This window comes from Henriciella sp., from assembly GCF_029936995.1.
Classification (GTDB): Bacteria; Pseudomonadota; Alphaproteobacteria; order Caulobacterales; family Hyphomonadaceae; genus Henriciella.
The window spans coordinates 274411-293433 of sequence record NZ_JAPYRE010000004.1 but is presented as its reverse complement, the minus strand read 5'-3'; the positions used below and the strand labels follow the sequence as shown (position 1 = coordinate 293433).

Genomic DNA, 19023 nt, shown 5'->3' with positions numbered 1-19023 from the left:
TTTTTATGCCTTACACTTCAGCGGCCAATGCCGCCCCCTGATTGCGGACATTGCCGACAGCCGGATCGACCGGCCATGCGTGCATGTCCTCAGTTGCGAACGGTTCGAACAGGTCTTCGACCTTGCGCTCATCAGCGTCCAGCCAGCGGGCATAATCCTCCGGTCGCAGGATAACCGGCATACGTGTATGCAGGCCTGCCATCAGGTCATTCGGACGGGTTGTCAGGATGGTGAACGTGTCGATCTCCGACCCGTCAATCATGGCCCGGTCCCAGAGACCGGCGAAACAGAACCAGCGCCGGTTGCGCAGGCCAATGCCAAACGGCTGGCGTTTACCCCTCGGCCCGGACCATTCATAGAAACCGCTTGCCGGCACCAGGCAGCGGTGATGACGAAAAGCGCCGCGAAAGGTGTTGCTCTCGGCAACCGTTTCACTGCGCGCCCTGAAAGTGGAGAACTTCTTCTCGCTGAGAGGCTTTTTCCACCATGACGGCACAAGCCCCCACATGGCCGGGGCCATTTCACCAATCGGCGCACGCCCCGGCCTGTCCGGCACATGGCGCAGGATCGGCGCTAGCTGCGTCGGGGCGATATTGTACGCTGACTCTGGCGGGTCGACGCCTTCAGGCGGCTGAAGGATAGACAGGGCGGCATGATAGTCCGCCCATGTCACATCCTGTCTGAAGAAACGCCCGCACATGGCTCAAGCGTCGGCCGATCCCGGCAGAAAGTCCAGAGAGGTTTACCCCTCCATCTCCCACTCGGTCAGCGCGGTGTCCATCACGCCGATGGCTTCGCGCACGTCAGCGTCCTCAATGATGAGCGGCGGGGCGAGGCGCAGGACATTGGCTCCGGCGACGCCGACGAGCAGGTTCTTGTCACGGCAGGCATTCTGGACGGGTTTCGGCGCGGCTTTTAGCCTGAGCCCGGTGAGCAGGCCTTTGCCGGTCACGCCCTCGACCTTGTCGGGATGGCTGTCAGCCAGTGACTTGAGGCCCTGTTGCACCGTGCCGGAAACGCGGCGGACTTGCTCCAGAAACGCTTCGTCGGAAATGATGTCCCAGACGGCATTGCCGACAGCCATGGCGAGCGGGTTGCCGCCATAGGTCGACCCGTGGGAGCCGGGCTGCATCGGTTCGCCGACCGCTTCGGTCATCAGGCAGGCGCCGAGTGGGAAACCGCCGCCAATGCCCTTGGCGAGACACATGATGTCGGGCTGGGCATTCTCGGCCCACTCATGCGCGAACAGCTTGCCGGTCCGGCCCATGCCGCACTGGATCTCGTCATAGATCAGCAGCGTGCCGGTCTCGTCGCAGAGCTTGCGCAGGCCGGTGAGGCATTCTTCTGGCATCGCACGCACACCGCCCTCACCCTGTACAGGCTCGACGAAGACCGCACAGGTCTTGTCGGTGACAGCTTCCTTGAGCGCATCATGATCGCCCCATTCTATCTGGCGGAAACCTTCAATCGGCGGGCCGAAGCCTTCAAGATATTTCGGGTTACCGCCGGCATTGATCGCACCGAGCGAACGGCCGTGGAAGGCGCCCGTGAAGGTGACGAACTCAATGCGCTCGGGATTGCCATTCGCCCAGTGATACTTGCGCGCAGCTTTGAGCGCGCACTCGACCGCCTCTGTGCCGGAATTGGTGAAGAAGACACGGTCGGCGAAGGTGCGTGCGCACATCTTGTCGGCGAAGTCCTCGCCCGCTTCGACGCGGAACATGTTGGACAGGTGCCAGAGCTTGCCGGCCTGCTCCTGGAGGGCCTCGACCAGCTTCGGATGGGAATGGCCGAGCGCGCTGACAGCGATGCCAGCGATGAAGTCGAGATATTCCTGACCCTCTTCAGTATAGAGGCGCACGCCCTCACCGCGCACGAACGCCTCTTCCGGCGGCCTGTAGACGGGCAGGATGTGGGCGCGGGGATCAGACATGAACGGGCTCCAGTGTTTGATGTTTCGAAGTTATTCGACTTGTAGGGCGCGGCTGGCAAAGTCAACACAGGGCGCAAATTGGCGCTGTGGCCGCCTCTGCGACATGGGCTTTCAGATAGATAGTTTTATTTGCAATTATGCATGGGGGCCATGCTGACAGCGAGGCTAGCCATGCAGCATCAATGGCCTTACCTGCACGCTGTTGGTTGCAGAGCCAACGGCTAAATCATGTTTAATAATTGTTTTTCGATATGTGCTTGACGTTTATCAATAAAGCATATATTGATTATCAATAATAAACGAGAGCCCGGCTGGTGTCACCCCTGACGCCCTGACCCTGAGCCACCAGTCGGGCTCAACACATACGAGAAACTCCAATCTTCAAAGGCTCCTCCGGGGGCCTTTTTTCTTGGCTGACACCCTGGCGAGGTGCCCGTCCGGACGAAATAGCGCCCATACATGCTGCAAGTCCGCCCGGTTGATGGGCAGAACTGGTTCGTATCGCAATTATTTCAGCCAGGTCCATTGTTTCCGCACGTCTGGCGAGAGCATGGTGATGCCAGAAAGCCGGTTGTGTGAAAGGGCGTTGAAACAGCGGAATCAGGCAAAAAAATTGGCGCGGCCATCGGGCCGCGCCTGTAAGAGTTCTTGCAGCGTTTCCTCCCAGAAACTTGCAAGACTCATAACGCCAATTTTCTGTCACAAAGTCAAGCGCGCTGTTTCAGATTGGTAACAAAGTTCTCGAATGACGGCGTATTCCGGTCAAAAATGAACTCTGCACCGAGGATGGAAACAGGCCCAGCCCCCGATTCCGCGATTCGCCGGGCATTTTCTTTCGCCGCCTGAGCGGTCGACAGAGCCGCATTTTCCGACACGGGCTCCAGGTTTTCGCCTGTGAGGAGAGAATCGGGGATCGGATGCGCGGCCTGTAGCAGTTTCTTCGCATCCGCCGATTCCACCGCCTCGACCGAAGCAAGCAGTTTTTCCAGCGCGCCGAGCGCTTCCTCGTCCCAATGCGCCCCCAGCGATCCGGTGAGCGCCGCCTTGGACTTCAGCATCACACCATCATCGAGCACTTTCAGACCATTGGCCTTGAGCGTCGCGCCGGTCGAGGTGATATCGACGATGACTTCAGCCTGCCCAGAACTGGGCGCGGCCTCTGTCGCCCCGGCGCTCTCGATCAGCCGATATTCGCCAACAGATTTCTGCGCGAAGAAGTTGCGCGTCAGCCGCATATACTTGGTCGCGACCCGCATACGGCGTCCATGCTTCTGGCGGAACAGCGCGCCAGCGGCTTCCAGCTCACGCATCGTGTTCACGTCCAGCCAGGCTGACGGGACGGCTACGACGACATCCGCGCCGCCGAAATCAAGCCGGCGTATGACGCTCGCATCGCGGGACAGGTCCGGTGAGAGGTCATTCAGCAGGTCCTCGCCGGTCACGCCGATATGGAAGGCCCCGTCGATCAGTCCCTGCGCAATTTCACGGGCAGACAGAAGCAGCACATCAGCTTCGGCAAGGCCCTTCAGCTCTGCCGTGTAGCCACGGGCACCACCGGTCTGCTTCAGGCTGAACCCGGCCTTGGCGAACCAGTTCTCGGCATTCTCTTTAAGGCGCCCCTTGGAGGGAATCGCAATCGTCAGGCGGCTCATGATGCGCCTCCCTCTTTCAGGCGGTCGGGGCGCACGACCCCACCAATCGCGGTGGCATCGACGGTGCCATTCGAGAGTTTTGACAGGAGCGTGTCATAGCGCCCCCCCGCCCCGAACGGCTTGCGGCCCGAGGCTTCACCGGGGCGGAACAGCTCGAACAGGAAGCCGTCATAATAATTGAAGCGGCGTCCGAAGGGGGTGCCGAAACGGGCACTCGTCATGAAGTCGCCCGCCTGCGCGCGCATCGCCGAAACACGCTTTTCCAGACCTTCCAGAACCGGATCAACGCCGCTGACGCCGGCCTTGCGAGCAATGGTCGAGAGGCTGTCGGCAGCTTCTTCGGGCGGGCAATCGACGGCCATGACAGCCTCGAGCGTCTCGCGCGCCAGTTCCGGCGCACCGCCATGTTCGGCGTCAGCAGCCTGGGCCAGCAGACCCTCGACAATCTCGTCCAGCGTGCGGGTGCCCTGCGGCTGGATGCCTGACAGGGCGAAAATGTCGGCCACGATGGCCTTGGCTTCGGCCGGGCTTGCGCCCTTGAGACGGGCAGCGAGACCGTGGGCGGGCTGTTCCGGCTTTGCCTCGAGCAGCGCCGAAACCCCGCCAACCTGGCGGAAGGCACGCTTCAGCGCATCGGCAAGACCGGGCGCCAGCGAAAGTGCGTCGACAAAAGCCGGGAAGACGGCCAGGTCGCCCATACGGGTCTCGCTTTCCTTCACACCGGACTCGCGGGCGGCTTCGCAGACGAGTGCGAAGACATCGGCATCGGTCTCAGGCGTGGACGCCGCACCATAGCGCTCGAAGCCGACCTGTGTGAACTCCACCCTGTCGTCGGGCACGATGGGTAAGCGGAAGGCGCGTGCAGCATAGCGTTTGACGGTCTCGCCACTGACACCGGCTTCGGCCTGCGCGATGGCAAGCGGCAGGGTGAGATCAGGGCGCAGGGCGCATTCCTCACCATTCGCGCCGACAAAGACGCAGAGGCGCGCACGCACCGCCTCGCCGGAGAGCTCCAGCGGCTGGCTCGCCGGCATGACGATGGGGGGATCGGTGAGCTCGCCGCCGAGGCGGGCGAAAATGTCTTCCGGGCTGGTCATTCGGCGGCCTCGACAATCTCACGCACGCGGGCGATCATTTCACTACGCGGGGCTTCGAACTGGCCGGGGCGCGCCTCGCGGTATTCCGCATTCGACTTGATCGCCGCGGCCTGTTTCGCACCTTCCTTCAGGTCCTTGATGGTGACGACGCCCTTGGCGATCTCGTCCTCGCCGACCATGACGGCGACGGGCGCGCCGCGGCGGTCTGCATATTTCATCTGCGGGCGCATGCCGGAGCCACCCATATAGGCTTCCGCGCGGATGCCTGCATTTCTGAGTTCGGTCGCCACCCTGAGCGCGTCTGACGGGTCTTCGCGGTTGAGGTTGAGCACGACAACCGGGCCGTTGAGCGCGTCTATATTGCCGGAAATGGCAAACGCGGTGGCGAGGCGCGAGATACCGACGGAAAAGCCGGTCGCGGGCACTTTCTCACCGGTGAAGCGCGCGACGAGATCGTCATAGCGCCCGCCGCCGCCGACAGAGCCGATGCGGACGGTGTTGCCATCCTCGTCGAGCGTTTCACGCAGCAGTTCGGCCTCGAAGACCGGGCCGGTATAGTATTCAAGGCCGCGCACCACCGACGGGTCGAAGGCCACATCACCTTCCGGGCAGCCAAAGGCTTCAAGCGCCCTGGCGATGGCGGTGAGCTCATCGAGCCCGGCCTGCGCTTCCTCGCCGGTGCCGACGGCCTGCCCCAGCGCTTCCAGCGTCTCGCCACGGGTCTCGCGGCCAGCCTGCGCGAAGGCGAGGACACGTTTGACTTGCTCAGGGTCCAGTCCGGCCCCCTTGGTGAAGTCCCCGCTATCGTCCATGCGGCCCTTGCCCAGGAGGTCGGCAACGCCGCTTTCGCCCAGCCGGTCCATCTTGTCGAGCGCGCGCAATATGGTGAGGTGGGTGCCCGCATCCGATGCGCCGACGCCGGAGAGGACCGCATTCAGAAGGCGGCGCGTGTTCACCCGCACGACGAATTCGCTGTCGCCCGCGCCGGCCGCGCGCATCGCTTCAGCGGCCATCGCGATCATCTCCGCATCGGCATGGGGCCCCGGCGCGCCGACCGTGTCGGCATCGCATTGCAGGAATTCACGGAACCGCCCGGGCCCCGGCTTCTCGTTGCGCCAGACCGGGCCGGACGCATAGCGGCGGAAGGGCTTCGGCAGGGTCTGCCAGTTCTCTGCAGCAAAGCGCGCAAGCGGGGCGGTGAGATCATAGCGCAGCGAAATCCACTGCTCGTCATCATCCTGAAGCGAGAAGACCCCGGCATTCGGGCGGTCATCATCGGGCAGGAACTTGCCGAGCGCGTCAGCATATTCGAATGCGCCAGTGTCCAGCGCCTCGAAGCCCCAGCGGCGATAGACAGATGTCACCCGGTCGATCATCTCGGCCTGGGCATGAATGAGGCCCTCGCGCCGGTCCGGAAAGCCTCGGGGGCTGCGGGCGAGGTCCTTCCCTGTCTTCGGGGCGTCCGGGTCCTGTTTCTTCTTCTTGCTCATTGAGGCCGTCCTGTCTGGTCAGTCGCGCTTCGCCTTAGACGAAGCTGTTCAGCGTGTGAAGGCGGACGCGTCGATAGGGCGCGAGACCGGGTGGCGGCGCGTCTGCCTCTGGCGGTTCAATGAGAAGAATGAACACTTGAGAGAGAGGCGCAGCCGGACCGGTTCGCGCCTCGATCGGCGCGTCACGCGTGGTGATGGTGGTGATGCGTTCTCGTATTCATTGCGAGGCTGAATATGGGGCGGGGGCGGCGAAGTCAAGCGAGGTTCAAGATGACTAACTCAGTAATGCTTGCCCAAGCGCTACCAGCATTGCGAAGAAAGAAATAGCTATAGCGATCCAAGACCTTATGTCCGCAGGTCTTGAATTACGTCGCTCCAACTCCTGCATACCAGCTAGATGCTTTTCCGTGCCAACTCTCCAACCACCAATGAACTTAAGCAACTCGTCATCTGACAGTTTGCGAAGTGTTGCAGGCTCATGGTTGGGCATTTGATTCAACGACACGGTCCCTTTTTCACTTCTGAAAATTCCCATGCTTGGCCCCACTGATAATGTGCTCATGTCTGGGAATTATACATTGAGTCTACTTTCAGGCGAGCGGCACGGGGCTTGCTTCGCCTCTCAGGAGAAATCCGGAGACGTGCCGACATGAAACGAATGCTGCTTGCCCTTGCCGCTGCCGCCCTGCCCTTCAGCGCTGCCGCCTCGCCCGAACTGGCGACGCAATGGGGCGTGAAAGCAAGCGACCTGCGCGAGGACACCGCCAGCCTGATTTCCGTAATCGAAGCCTCCGGCACGGTGAATGTGCCGAGTGATTTTGAAACGGAGATTGCGCGGTTCTCCATGACGGCGTCCCGGCTTGGCAGCTGGATTGATGGCAATGGCGGCCCGTCTGACCTTGGCTGCATCTTTCGGGGCATGGCCGAGGAAGGCGAAGTCCAACTCGACGCGCTCGACACCGCAGACAGTGCACGCGAGACGCATACGAGCCTGAAGCGGCTGGCGGCGATGTTCTCCGACGCGGAAACGATTGCGGTGGCAGCGGCGCAGTCAGCCGGACAAGACGGGCCAGCGGCGGAGGCTGGCGCGACAAGCTGCGCCGCCAGCGCGGATGCGGCCCGGGCGGCGCTGGAGTAGATACCATTTACGCCGTTCATCCTGGCGCAGGCCGGAATGAGCCGAGGAAACGCCCTACCCCTCCTTCTTGAAGCGGGCCTTGAAGGCTTCCGGATCGAATACGCGGATGATTCCGGACTGGCTGCCGGTGGCCATCAGCGTGCCATCATCAGCGAACATGGCAATGCGGCCGTGTACAAAGCCATTGTGTACGCCCTCGATCTGGATGTCGCAGCACACCCATTCGGTCTCGACGATGCGGCGGATGCGGATCGTATTGTCGAGGGAGTTCGCCCCGGCTGGCAGGCCAAGCGCATGGCTGGTGCCGGAGGGGACGAAATCTGCAAGAACGGCCAGCATGACCGAGTCGATCGGATGGCCGGTCTTTGCGCGGCCCCAGAGGACGACGCGGCCATCCTCACTGCGCCCGCCTTTCACGTCACGCCCGCGCGCGTAGCGACCCTGGCCGACACGCATGTCGAGGAAGGTGTGCAGGTCCTCGCTCGTCTCGTCGAAGCGCGGCATGGGCGGGCAGTCGTCCGGCGCAGGTACGTCCGGCATGGTCAGCCACTGATGGGACTGGTCAGAGTCGCGTGCGCCGACGGCGGCATTCGCGGTGAAAATCTCCCGTTCTCCGACATGGGCGAGCACGCGGGCCTGGGTGATATTCTTGCCAACGACGGGTGCGCGCACGTCGACATCGACGACATGGCCAGGATTGGCAAAAGAGAGATATTGCGAGGTCGCCCAGATACATGGCCGCTCGGTCGTGCGCTCCAACGCAGTAACTGCGGTGGCCAGCCCGACACCCCCGAACAGGAACTTCTTGCCGGGCGGGCCGACGCAGAGCCGCTCCTCCACGGGCAGGTACCAGCGGTGCGGATTGTGCGTCGACTGAAGGTCGATGAAAGGAGAATCGGTCATGGGGATGAGGCTTTAGCGCAATTCATGCGCGGGTGGGAATGGGTGTTTTAATCCGATTATTGCTAACAGGCGTGACGTGGAATTGAACGTCCAGTCCGGAATGCTGGAGTCCGGGTCAGGCGCAAGTCTCCGTTCGCAAACAATTCCGGTTGCTCCGAGCTTGCTTTACCGTTCTTTCGGATCGAGGGCGTCGCGCAGGCCGTCACCGATGAAGTTCAGGCAGAGGAGCGTCACCGCCATCAGGACAGCCGGGGCCATGAGGAGCCAGGGCTTGTCCTGCATTTCCTTGGCACCGTTGGAGATCAGTACGCCGAGCGAGGTCAGCGGCTCGTTCACGCCGAGACCAAGGAAGGAGAGGAAGCTTTCCGCCATGATGACGACCGGGATGGTGAGCGTCACATAGACCGCGACCGGGCCGACCACGTTCGGCAGGATGTGGCGGCGGATGATCGCCGGGCCGGAAACGCCGGCGGCGCGGGCCGCCTCGATGAATTCCTTGCCCTTGATGGCGAGTGTCTGGCCGCGAACGATCCGGCTCATGGTCAGCCATTCAACTGCGCCAATGGCGGCGAAGATCAGGATGATATTGCGCCCGAAAACGGTGAGCAGGAGGATGACGAAGAAAATGAAGGGCATGGCGTAGAGCACGTCGACGAAGCGCATCATGAGGTTGTCGACGCGCCCGCCGACGAAACCGGCAATCGCGCCCCATGTCACACCGATGATGAGCGAGACGATGGTTGCCACAAGGCCGACCGCCATGGAGATGCGCAGGCCCAGCATGTTGCGGGCGACAAGATCGCGGCCCTGCTCATCGGTGCCGAGCAGGTGCCAGTTCTGAAGGGTGGGCGGCAGTTCTGTGTCGGCGGAAATCTGGCTGTAATCATGGACCCAGACCATCGGCCCGAAAGCCGCAATCAGGATCAGAACACCCAGCACCCACATGGAGATGACAGCGGCCTTGTTGTTGAACAGCCGGCGCTTGGCGTCATCCCACAGCGAACGTCCGCCTGCGAGCGCCTGCTCGACCGGATCCTTCCGGCCCGTCATGTCCAGCGTATCAACCATCAGTCATAACTCACTTTCGGGTCGAGCAGCGCGTAGAGGATGTCGGCAATCAGGTTGAAGATCACGATCAGCGTCGCGTAGATGATCAGCGCGCCCATGACGAGCGTATAGTCCCGGTTGATCGCGCCATCGACGAAATACGAGCCCATGCCGGGCAGCCCGAAAATGCGCTCGATGACGAGTGAGCCGGTCATCACCCGCGCCATGGCCGGGCCGGCATAGGAGACCAGCGGCAGGACGGCAGATGGCAGGACGTGACGGCGGATCACGGTGCGCTCGGCCAGCCCCTTGGCGCGCGCGGTGCGCACATGCGGCGAGCGCATCGTCTCGATCGTGGAGGCCCGCATCAGCCGGGAAATGATGGCGATCTGCGGCAGGGCGAGTGTCAGGACCGGGAGGGTCATGTTGTGAAAGCTCATCCCGATATTCGGGTATTCGCCCAGCCCGCCGACCGCGAACAACCCGGCCCCGAGCGCGAAGGTGAGAATCAGCAACGGGCCGGTCACGAAGGTTGGGATGGAAATACCCGCCATGGCGATCCCCATGACTGTATAGTCGCCAGCCGTGTTCTGGCGCAGGCCGGCAAATACGCCGAGCGCTGTGCCGACAGTCAGCGCGACCAGCATGGAAAGCGTGCCGATGGCAAGGCTGACCGGAAGGCCGTCCGCGATAAGATCATTCACGCTCTTGCCGAGGGTTTTCATCGAAGGACCGAAATCGCCCTGCAATACACCGAGCAGATAGTCCCAGAACTGCTTCCACAGCGGCTGGTCGAGGCCAAACTTCGCCTTGATGGCGGCTTCAGTGGCCGCGTTGAGCTTGCGTTCACCGTCGAACGGCCCGCCCGGCGCCATGCGCATCATGAAGAAGGCAACCGCGATGATGACCAGAAGCGTCGGAATCGCAAACAGCAGCCGTCGCGTGACATAAGCCCATGGAATACGGGAAAAGCTTCGCTGTAGCGCTGACACGATTGAGTTTTTCTCTTTTCCGTTTCACTCGAAGCGGCTATCGGCACTTGGAAGTCCGGCAGCGCGATCCTAGGTTCACGCCAGAGGTTCGCTTGTCAACGCCACATGACACCGAGGTAACAACATGGCCGACATCCGCCGCGTGACAGACTATTTCTCTGTTGCCCCACAGATCGACGAGACCGATCTGGATGAAATCGCCGCCGCAGGCTTCAAGACCATCATCGCCAACCGGCCGGATGGCGAAGGCGGGGTCGACCAGCCGCGCATGGGCTCGATTCGCACGCAGGCCGAAGCCCGCGGGCTGACCTTTGTGGCCGTGCCCTTTTCCGGGGCACCGACCCCGGAAATCATTGAGCGTATGCAGTCCATCCTGAACGAAGCCCCGACACCGGTTCTGGCATATTGCCGCACCGGCACACGCTCCATCACGGCCTGGGCGCTGACACATGGTGGACAGGGCCAGTCGGAGGAAATCGTAGATGCCGCCGCAGGCGCAGGCTATGACCTGTCAGGTATCCAGCATCTTCTGTGATCACATTGATGTGCACGGATGTGACGGCACACTGACCGGCAACACACCCTATATAAACGGTTGAATCTCTCTATATGCCGTGCGATTCAACTTTTTTCTGGCGCGCGGGGGCGCGAAGCGAGGTCTTATGTCACGCAACTGGCTGACAGATTTCAAATACGAAGACGGCAAGTGGCTCGTCAAAAAGACCGGGCACCGCGTGCCGGCCAACTTCGCGCTGGCCAATGACATCTTTACCTGGCTGACCTTCTACACCCTCGCCCAGTCCTGGCGCACATGGCGCTTCCTGACCGGCCACAAACGCCCCACCATTGCTTTCCATCCAGACAAGCCGCGCCCCTGGTATTTCATCTGGCCTGTCATGCACGCTTCAGGTGCCAAGCTCATCTCCGAAGTGGAAAAGGCCGACATCGTCTTCCAGTTTGACGATTCCACACACACCCGGAACACCCCGCCGACCACCAAGCCCGGCGCCACGCTCGTCAATTTCGGTTGTAACGACATTTCCAAAACCAAGGTCGCAGAGGCTTTCGAGCGCGCCGCAGGTTACAGCCTGAAAGTCGACCCCACCGTCTATCGCGGCCCGATGGTCGAAAAATCCGAAAAGAATGCCTGCCATGACGGGCGCATCATTGAAGGTCCTCTCGACCCCCTGCCGGGCAAGACCTATCAGCGCCTGATCGACAACGAGATCGAGGGGGGGCTGGTCGAGGACCTGCGCTGCTGCATCGTCGGCGGAGAGCCGGCCGTCTCTTTCAGAAAGCGCCGCCCGCTGACGCGACGCTTTCTTAATGAGAATGCCGAAGTTTTGCTCGATGAGCCGCGCAATTGCTACTCCGCTGATGAAATTGCGGTCATAAGGGCCTTTGCTGCAGAGCTCGGTCTGGATTGGGGCGGCATCGACGTGCTACGCGACCGCTCGTCCGGCCGTATCTATATCGTGGATGCCAACAAGACGGACATGGGACCGCCCGTGGCGCTGAAGCTTCCTCACAAGCTGAAGGCGACCCGCCGCATGGCCCATGCCTTCGTCACGGCGTTCACCCGGAAACGGTCACACTGATATTCGTCGCCTGAAGCGAACAGAAACCGCCGAAGAGGTCCCATGGGAATCCCGTTCGTCAAAGAAATAGATTTCGATTACGGCAAGGTCGAGCAGGTCTCGCCACTGATCCGCCGCGTCATCGCCAACAATCCAGGGCCATTCACCTATACTGGCACCGGCGTCTATATCATCGGACATGGCGAGGTTGCCGTGATCGATCCGGGCCCGGAACAGGCCGAGCATTTCGAGGCGCTGAAGGAAATCCTGAAAGACGAAAAGGTCACGCATGTCCTGGTGACGCACGGCCATTCCGACCACTCCCCCCTCGCCCAGCCGCTGGCCGACTGGGCCGGCTGCAAGACCTATGCGAAGAATTGCGGCGTGCCGACCGCCAAGGGCGAGCTTGGTTCTGCCGACGATCTCGGCTTCCAGCCCGATGTGCTGATCGGCGACGGCGACGTATTCTCAGGCCCCGGCTGGACGCTCGAGACCATCGAGACGCCCGGTCACACCTGCAACCATATCTGCTTTGCCCTGCGCGAAGAAAATGCCTGCTTCACCGGCGACCACATCATGGGCTGGTCAACAACGATCGTTGCTCCACCAGACGGGAATATGGGCGACTATATGCGCTCGCTCGACAGGATCGAGGACCGTAATTTCGATATTCTCTGGCCAACCCACGGCTCGCCCATCCGCGAGGATGTGAACGGCTTCATCGGGGCCTACCGCCAGCACCGGCTCGACCGGGAAGCCGCCATCATCAAGCATCTCAAGGCTGGTGAGACGAGCATTCCGAAGATGGTCGAGAGCATGTATGCCAATGTCGACAAGAAGCTGCACCCGGCTGCGGCACTCTCAGTGCTCGGCCATATGCTGAAGCTGGTCGAGGAAGGCTATGTCGAGACACCGGCCAAAGAGCCCTCGGTGCGCTCCGAATACACCTGGAAAGCGCTTCAGACGACGGGCTGAGCCAGCCATGAATCGCAAATGGCAACCTCATCCATCGGCTTCGCTCAGGATGAGGCTGCCATTGTTGTAGCCAATCTAAGGCTCCAGCCGCCCGTCGGCGCGGTCTTCCAGTTCGGTCATGAAGGCCGAGACGCGGCGGGCGTTTGCGCCGAGGTCTGACAGGCCGACACGGCTGATCGAGCGCATATCGACACGGGTTGCCCCCTCGACCTCACGGATACGCACGGCAACATCGTCCTTGAAGCCGAACCAGCCGGTCGTCGCGGTGGCTTCCATGAGGGTTTCCTCGACCTCCTCACCTGTCTCTGGCCGTGAGAAGATGTTCCAGCCGCGTGCTTCAGCGAGCTGGAGCACCATTTGTGCAATGTCGCTGACAGGCTGGTCAAAATAGAGTGGCTCGATCTCCCGGTCGTAGGCCGGTGGGACGGTTTCGCCATCGACGGTGCGTTCGGATTCGGCCTCTTCCTGGACTTCTGCCACCGAGCGCCCGCCCATACCGGGCCAGCGTTCCTCGATACCGGGAGAGTCCGGAATGACGGGTTCATCCTCGACAGGGTTGGCCGCATCGTCGTCCTTGCGCTGGGCCAGCAGGGCTTCCGAGAAACGCACCGGTTCCGACCAGTCTGTCTGGATGTCATGGATGGGCGGCAGGGCCAGCGCTTCCATCTGGAAGCCCAGCCAGCGCCCGCCGACATAGGCCGTGATCAGCGTGGCGAGCAGCGCAACGATCGCCGGCTTGAACCTTGGAAACCTGATAAAGGCAACGGCAAGGGCAGCGACCGAGACCAGTGCCGAGACGAGCAGGACATACCGGCCATAACCCGCATTCACGTTCCCGGTCATCTTGCCGAGGCCGAACTGCCAGCTCCAGAGCCCGTATTTCGACCCCAGTGCAGCCGCAGCAAACCACAGCACTGTCAGGAGCGAGACTGCGACCGCTGCGATGGACAGCTTCAGGCGCCAGCCTGCGGATGTTGGAACCGGACCACTCATGAATAACTCCTCGAAGGATGCTGGCGGGGACTCATACCTGTCTGCTGCGTACCCGCAAGGGCTGATCCGGGACAAGCCGTCTTGTCCCGGGTCACTGTTTCAGGCTGTCGGCAGCGTGTAGTCCTTGAACATTTCACGCAGCTTCAACTTGTTGATCTTGCCGGTCGCGCCCAGCGGGATTTCGTCGACAAAGGCAACATCATCCGGCGTCCACCATTTGGCGATCTTGCCCTCAAGCTGCTTGAGCACCTCTTCCTTGGACGGCTTCTCGCCATCGGCCGGCTGGACGATCAGCAGCGGACGCTCATCCCATTTGGGGTGATAGATGCCGATGGCGGCGGCATTGGCGACCTTCGGATGGCCCACGGCGAAGTTCTCGATGTCGATGGAGGAGATCCACTCCCCGCCGGACTTGATGACATCCTTGGCCCGGTCAGTGATGTGCATGGTCGAGTGCTTGTCGAGCGTGCCGACATCGCCGGTGTCGAAAAAGCCGCTTTCGTCCAGGATATTGCCGCCATCGCCCTTGAAGTATTCAGAGGCAATCGCCGGGCCACGGCAGACAAGGCGTCCCGACGTCTCGCCGTCCCGCGGCAACTCATTGCCATCATCATCGACAACCTTGAGTTCCACACCGAATGGCGGGCGGCCCTGCTGCAATTTGTAGGCAACCTGTTTCTCGTGCGGCGCATCGGCGAGTTCGGCTGGAAGCGAGCCGAGCGTGCCAAGCGGCGAGAGTTCCGTCATGCCCCAGGCGTGGAACACCTCGACATCATAGTCTTCCTCGAACGCCCTGAGAATACGTTCCGGCACCGCCGAACCGCCAATGACGACCTTGCGCAGATGCGGCAGCTTGAGATTGTTTTCCTCAAGATAGGTGAGCAGGAGCAGCCAGACAGTCGGCACGGCCGCCGTGATCGTCACCTTCTCCTTGTCGAGCAGCTCATAGACTGCCTTGCCGGACATATCTGCGCCAGGCATGACCATCTTGGCCCCGGTTGCCGGGCACGCAAACGCCAGCCCCCAGGCATTGGCGTGGAACATCGGCACGACCGGCATGACAACATCTGCCGCGCCCATGCCCAGCGTATCGACGCCCATGGTGATGAAGGTGTGCAGCACGTTGGAGCGGTGGGAATAGAGCACGCCCTTGGGATTGCCCGTAGTGCCGGACGTGTAACAGAGGCCGCAGGCAGTCTGCTCGTCGAAATTGCCCCATTCGGCTTCCTGCGGCTGGCCGTCGATCCAGGCCTCATAGGATACCGCATTCAGTGAATTTTCCGGCATCTTGTCCTGGGCGGCCAGGATGATGAACTTCTCGATCGTCTTGAACTGGTCTTTCGCCGCCTCGACGATGGGCAGGAAGGTCGTGTCAAAGATCAGGATACGGTCTTCAGCGTGGTTGGCGATCCAGGCGACCTGATCCGGATGGAGGCGCGGGTTCACGGTGTGTAGCACGGCACCGATGCCCATGGTGCCGTACCAGGCTTCCATGTGCTTTTCGGTATTCCAGGCGAGCGTAGCAACGCGGTCGCCCAGCTTGATCCCGTCTTTCAGGAGCGCGTTGGAAACCTGCTTGGCGCGCCCGTGCAGCGCATTGTAAGTCGTGCGGACAACTTCGCCTTCGACGTTGCGGGTGACGATTTCGCGGTCGCCATGATTGAGGGCGGCATGGTCGAGAACCTTGTCCACGGTCAGCTGCCAATCCTGCATCAAGCCTTTCATTTGTCTCCTCCGGTGTTTTCTTGTTTCGCGTGGGTGACGCGACGTTCACTTTCCTTGTATGTCCCGTTAGGGTCGCCAGCAAGCAATTGAAAGGGGCGAGGCGCAATGAAATTTCACAAAAGCCTTTTCTTATCGGCTATTAGCACGGTTCTGCTGGCTGCATGCGAACAGGCAGGCGCGCCTGATACGGCCGGTATGGCCAATACCAGCCTCGATACCGTCGCCACATCGCCCGCCCCCGATCCGCAGGCCCATAAGCGCTTGCCTGCCCTGTTCGACTGTGTCCGCGAGGAAGGTGGCCTGCTGCTGGCGGCCCATCGCGGCGGCCCGGCCCCCGGCTATCCGGAAAATGCGATACAGACACTGGACCATGCGCTGGCGAATGCCGCTTTCATCATGGAAGTCGATGTCGCCGAAAGCCGTGACGGCACCCTCTTCCTGATGCACGACCGCACGCTCGGGCGGACGACGACAGGCTCCGGCGCGGTCGCCGATACTGACTGGCAGGAGATTGCCGCGCTGAACCTCGTCGACGATGAAGGCACGGTGACGGATTTCCCGGTTCCCACACTGGCCGCCGCGCTGGGATGGGCGGTGGACAACAACGCCATTCTCGAGCTCGACCGCAAGGAGACGACCAGTTTCCGCAATATTATCGCGGCGGTGCGTGAAGCCGGTGCGGAATCGAATGTCATCCTGATTACCTATAATGATGCCGAGGCCGCACAGGTTGCCCGCCTCGCGCCGGAAATGATGATGACTGCCGGAATCCGGGACAATAAGCATCGTGCTGCACTGATCGAGAGCGGTGCCGATCCTGACCGCCTCATCGCCTGGACTGGCACGAGCTCTCCCCTGCCCGGCCAGTGGCAGGCGCTTGCCAGGAAAGGCATCGAAAGTGCGTTTGGCACGCTTGGCCGGCCCGGAGAGCGGCTGGACGACCAGTACTGGGCCGACGGCGACCCTTCCGAATATGACCGTCTGTCCGAAGGCGGCCTGACCATGCTGGCCACCGATACGCCCTACCGGCTGGCCCGCGCCGATGGCAACATCGGGACGGCTCAGGACATCGCCCGCAAGGAATGCATGCGCGATTTCATGAAGTGACGTAGGCCCGTCTGTTGGTTCAGTCGGCCCTACGCGCCCAAATTTCTCCTACAGGTTTATAAATGACCGAAATAAACGCGATTTAGGCTAGTAATTTCGCGCTTATGAAACCTGTTGTTTATAATTATTACCATATAATACACGTCCAGAAACTGTTGTAATAATTACAGGCTGGGCGGTTCGGGGGATTACACCGCGCCGAAGGGGGCATTGTGGGCCGGGGATTAAAGAGCGTTTTCTATTTCGGGCCGCTGATCTTTGCGGCCGGTTTCATTGCCCCCCTTGCCGCACAGCTGATCGGGCGTACCGGATGGGCCCCGCCTTTCGGGCTCAGCCCGCTCGCCACTGGCCTTCTGATCGCCGCTGCCCTTGGTATTCCTGCACAGATCCGGGGGCGCTGGATCTAATGAGTGACCGTGACCTCAGCCTGCTCAGCGACCGTGAACTTGCCCGCCTCGAGCGCGACATCGCCCGCCGGCATATCGGAAAGTTTCCGTGGTTCATTGTCATCTGCGCGATTGTGAACTTTGCCATATGGATCTCCCTGTGGCCACTCGTCTTCACCGGCATCATACCTGTCTGGCTCGGCCTCATCATCGCCAGCATAAACGCCGCGGTCGGCTATCTGCCGTCCCATGAGGCCCAGCATGACATCATCGCACGTCCCGGCTCGAAGCTGCGCTGGCTGAACGAATTGATCGGTCACCTGTCTACAATTCCCCTTGCCCTTCCCTACAAGCTGGCCAAGGTCACGCACCAGGAACATCACAAGCATACCAATCACCCTGAGCTGGACCCGGATGTCTCCTCACACGCACGCGGACCGTGGCATGCCGTCTGGCGCTCGATCGTCAATCGCCAGCCGCGCGCGAAAGGGGCGTTCAATGCCTATGGGCGCACACTGGTCAGGCTGAAAAGATTTGACGTGCTGCGTGAAGCCGCAGTTTGCCGCCTGGCATGGTTCATGAGCCTGTTCGCCCTTGCCTGGTGCGGCCACGCCATAGAAGCGGCCGCGCTCTGGTGGCTACCGCACCATATCGGCTACACCTATATCCAGTTCTATCTGAGCTGGGCACCACACCATCCGGCAGAAGAAACCCATCCACACCGCGCTACGCGCAGCTTCCGTTCGGTCGTCGGCAATCTCGGCTCAATGGGGATGCAGTATCATGTCGTGCATCACCTGCATCCGCGTATACCGCTCTACCGCACGCCACAGGCCTATTGGGAAATGAAGCCCGTTCTTGAAGCACGCGGGGCAAACGTGGACGGGCTTTAGAGGGCTTACGACAACCTCATTGCAAAAAGTTGACGCATGTGTCATCTTCTTTCTCGGGAGAGAATGATGATCCAGATCGTGCAAGTCGTTTTTCGCTTCGGCCCCCTGCTCTTTGCTTTCGGTTTTCTGGCCCCCCTTACAGCCCAGATCATCAAATCAGCAGGCTGGACACCGCCTTTCGGTCTCTCGTCACTGACGACTGGCCTGATTATCGGCGGGCTGCTTGGTGTTGTGGCGCAGGCCAGAGGACGCTGGATATGAGCGATATATCAACAACGACCGAAACCGGGCTGGCGAAAATCGAGCGCGAGATCGCACGGCGTCACATCGGCAAGTTCCCCTATCTTGCCGTGACCTGGGCGTTCACGAATATTGTTGTCTGGCTCAGCCTCTGGCCACTCGTCATGCTGGGGGTCATTCCGCTCTGGGCCGGATTTATCATCGCGACACTCAATATCATGTTGAGCTATCTGCCCTCACATGAAGCCCAGCATGACATTATTGCCCAGCCCGGCAGCCGACTGCGCTGGCTGAACGAGCTCGTCGGCCACATCTCGACGATTCCGCTCCTGCTTCCCTATCGGGTCGCGAAACTCACACACCTTGAGCATCATAAGCATGCCAATGATCCGAATCTCGACCCCGACCATGGCACGCAGGCGAAAGGGCCGCTTGCCGCGATCTGGACGAGCATCCGAAACCGACAGCCTGGCCACGAGAATGCCTATCGCGGGACACTTCAGCGAATTGGCCGCGCCGATGTCCTACTTGATTATGTTGTGTATGAACTCGTCTTCTACACCATTCTTTTTACGCTCGCCTGGACTGGATTCGCGCTGGAGGCCGCCCTGCTCTGGTGGCTGCCGCGTCATATCGCGCTGACCTATATCCAGTTCTATCTCAGCTGGGCACCGCACCATCCAGCAACCGAGACAGGCCGCTATCGTAATACGCGCAGCTTTCGCTCCATTGTCGGTAATCTTGGCTCAATGGGGATGCAGTATCACATCGTACACCATCTTCATCCGCGCATACCGCTCTACCGCACACCGCAAGCGTACTGGGAAATGAAACCCGTCCTTGAAGCGCGCGGCGCTCGCATTGAAGAGCTTTGA

General features: G+C 61.1%; 19 protein-coding genes. 9 read left to right on the top strand and 10 right to left on the bottom strand.

What is annotated here, in order from left to right; all coding sequences use genetic code 11:
- Window positions 1–10: 10 nt before the first annotated feature.
- The 5 genes from Q1K31_RS10825 to hisS all read right to left on the bottom strand — a co-directional run bounded on the left by Q1K31_RS10825 (window position 11) and on the right by hisS (window position 6172).
- Window positions 11–700 (bottom strand): SOS response-associated peptidase, encoded by a 690-nt coding sequence (locus Q1K31_RS10825; RefSeq protein ID WP_300379271.1) that lies wholly within the window; start codon window positions 698–700, stop codon window positions 11–13.
- Between the two features lie 42 nt (window positions 701–742).
- The gene (locus Q1K31_RS10820; RefSeq protein WP_300379270.1) at window positions 743–1933 is read right to left on the bottom strand and encodes an aspartate aminotransferase family protein; all 1191 of its coding nucleotides are present in this window, start codon (window positions 1931–1933) and stop codon (window positions 743–745) included.
- Between the two features lie 707 nt (window positions 1934–2640).
- Window positions 2641–3585, bottom strand: coding sequence for an ATP phosphoribosyltransferase (hisG, locus tag Q1K31_RS10815; protein ID WP_300379269.1), 945 nt, complete (start codon window positions 3583–3585; stop codon window positions 2641–2643).
- Window positions 3582–4682 carry an ATP phosphoribosyltransferase regulatory subunit gene (locus Q1K31_RS10810; protein ID WP_300379268.1) on the bottom strand — a complete coding sequence of 367 codons (1101 nt, stop codon included), beginning with the start codon at window positions 4680–4682 and terminating at the stop codon, window positions 3582–3584. The genes hisG and Q1K31_RS10810 overlap by 4 nt, the downstream gene beginning before the upstream one ends.
- Window positions 4679–6172, bottom strand: a complete 1494-nt coding sequence (hisS, locus tag Q1K31_RS10805) for a histidine--tRNA ligase (protein ID WP_300379267.1) — start codon at window positions 6170–6172, stop codon at window positions 4679–4681. Before hisS ends, Q1K31_RS10810 begins: the two co-directional genes overlap by 4 nt.
- Window positions 6173–6821: 649 nt before the next feature.
- Between hisS and Q1K31_RS10800 the strand changes: the two genes are divergently transcribed.
- Entirely contained in the window at window positions 6822–7310 is a 489-nt protein-coding gene (locus Q1K31_RS10800) for a hypothetical protein (protein WP_300379266.1), read from the top strand.
- Between the two features lie 54 nt (window positions 7311–7364).
- On the opposite strand, the gene Q1K31_RS10795 is transcribed toward Q1K31_RS10800, so the two are convergent.
- From Q1K31_RS10795 to Q1K31_RS10785, 3 genes are all read right to left on the bottom strand, one after another.
- Complete coding sequence (locus tag Q1K31_RS10795; protein WP_300379265.1) at window positions 7365–8213, bottom strand: acyl-CoA thioesterase II; 849 nt, start codon at window positions 8211–8213, stop codon at window positions 7365–7367.
- 165 nt (window positions 8214–8378) lie between these two features.
- The gene (locus Q1K31_RS10790; RefSeq protein ID WP_300379264.1) at window positions 8379–9281 is read right to left on the bottom strand and encodes an ABC transporter permease; all 903 of its coding nucleotides are present in this window, start codon (window positions 9279–9281) and stop codon (window positions 8379–8381) included.
- Entirely contained in the window at window positions 9281–10252 is a 972-nt protein-coding gene (locus tag Q1K31_RS10785; protein WP_300379263.1) for an ABC transporter permease, read from the bottom strand. The genes Q1K31_RS10790 and Q1K31_RS10785 overlap by 1 nt, the downstream gene beginning before the upstream one ends.
- 124 nt (window positions 10253–10376) lie before the next feature.
- Here Q1K31_RS10785 and Q1K31_RS10780 point away from each other — a divergent pair, with 124 nt between their 5' ends.
- From Q1K31_RS10780 to Q1K31_RS10770, 3 genes are all read left to right on the top strand, one after another.
- A complete protein-coding gene (locus tag Q1K31_RS10780; RefSeq protein ID WP_300379262.1) occupies window positions 10377–10787 on the top strand; it encodes a TIGR01244 family sulfur transferase in 411 nt (136 codons plus the stop codon).
- 127 nt (window positions 10788–10914) lie between these two features.
- Window positions 10915–11850: a hypothetical protein gene (locus Q1K31_RS10775; RefSeq protein WP_300379261.1), complete on the top strand. Its 936-nt coding sequence runs from the start codon at window positions 10915–10917 to the stop codon at window positions 11848–11850.
- Between the two features lie 42 nt (window positions 11851–11892).
- Window positions 11893–12804, top strand: a complete 912-nt coding sequence (locus Q1K31_RS10770) for an MBL fold metallo-hydrolase (protein WP_300379260.1) — start codon at window positions 11893–11895, stop codon at window positions 12802–12804.
- Between the two features lie 75 nt (window positions 12805–12879).
- On the opposite strand, the gene Q1K31_RS10765 is transcribed toward Q1K31_RS10770, so the two are convergent.
- Both Q1K31_RS10765 and Q1K31_RS10760 read right to left on the bottom strand, forming a co-directional pair.
- Window positions 12880–13797: a DUF1499 domain-containing protein gene (locus Q1K31_RS10765; protein WP_300379259.1), complete on the bottom strand. Its 918-nt coding sequence runs from the start codon at window positions 13795–13797 to the stop codon at window positions 12880–12882.
- A 99-nt stretch (window positions 13798–13896) separates the two neighbouring features.
- Window positions 13897–15522 carry a long-chain-fatty-acid--CoA ligase gene (locus Q1K31_RS10760; RefSeq protein ID WP_300379258.1) on the bottom strand — a complete coding sequence of 542 codons (1626 nt, stop codon included), beginning with the start codon at window positions 15520–15522 and terminating at the stop codon, window positions 13897–13899.
- Between the two features lie 105 nt (window positions 15523–15627).
- On the opposite strand from Q1K31_RS10760, the gene Q1K31_RS10755 reads away from it, so the two are divergent.
- From Q1K31_RS10755 to Q1K31_RS10735, 5 genes are all read left to right on the top strand, one after another.
- Complete coding sequence (locus Q1K31_RS10755; RefSeq protein ID WP_300379257.1) at window positions 15628–16629, top strand: glycerophosphodiester phosphodiesterase family protein; 1002 nt, start codon at window positions 15628–15630, stop codon at window positions 16627–16629.
- A 212-nt stretch (window positions 16630–16841) separates the two neighbouring features.
- Window positions 16842–17036 (top strand): hypothetical protein, encoded by a 195-nt coding sequence (locus Q1K31_RS10750; RefSeq protein ID WP_300379256.1) that lies wholly within the window; start codon window positions 16842–16844, stop codon window positions 17034–17036.
- Complete coding sequence (locus Q1K31_RS10745; protein WP_300379255.1) at window positions 17036–17908, top strand: fatty acid desaturase; 873 nt, start codon at window positions 17036–17038, stop codon at window positions 17906–17908. Before Q1K31_RS10750 ends, Q1K31_RS10745 begins: the two co-directional genes overlap by 1 nt.
- 63 nt (window positions 17909–17971) lie before the next feature.
- A complete protein-coding gene (locus Q1K31_RS10740) occupies window positions 17972–18169 on the top strand; it encodes a hypothetical protein (RefSeq protein ID WP_300379254.1) in 198 nt (65 codons plus the stop codon).
- Window positions 18166–19023, top strand: coding sequence for a fatty acid desaturase (locus Q1K31_RS10735; RefSeq protein WP_300379253.1), 858 nt, complete (start codon window positions 18166–18168; stop codon window positions 19021–19023). Before Q1K31_RS10740 ends, Q1K31_RS10735 begins: the two co-directional genes overlap by 4 nt.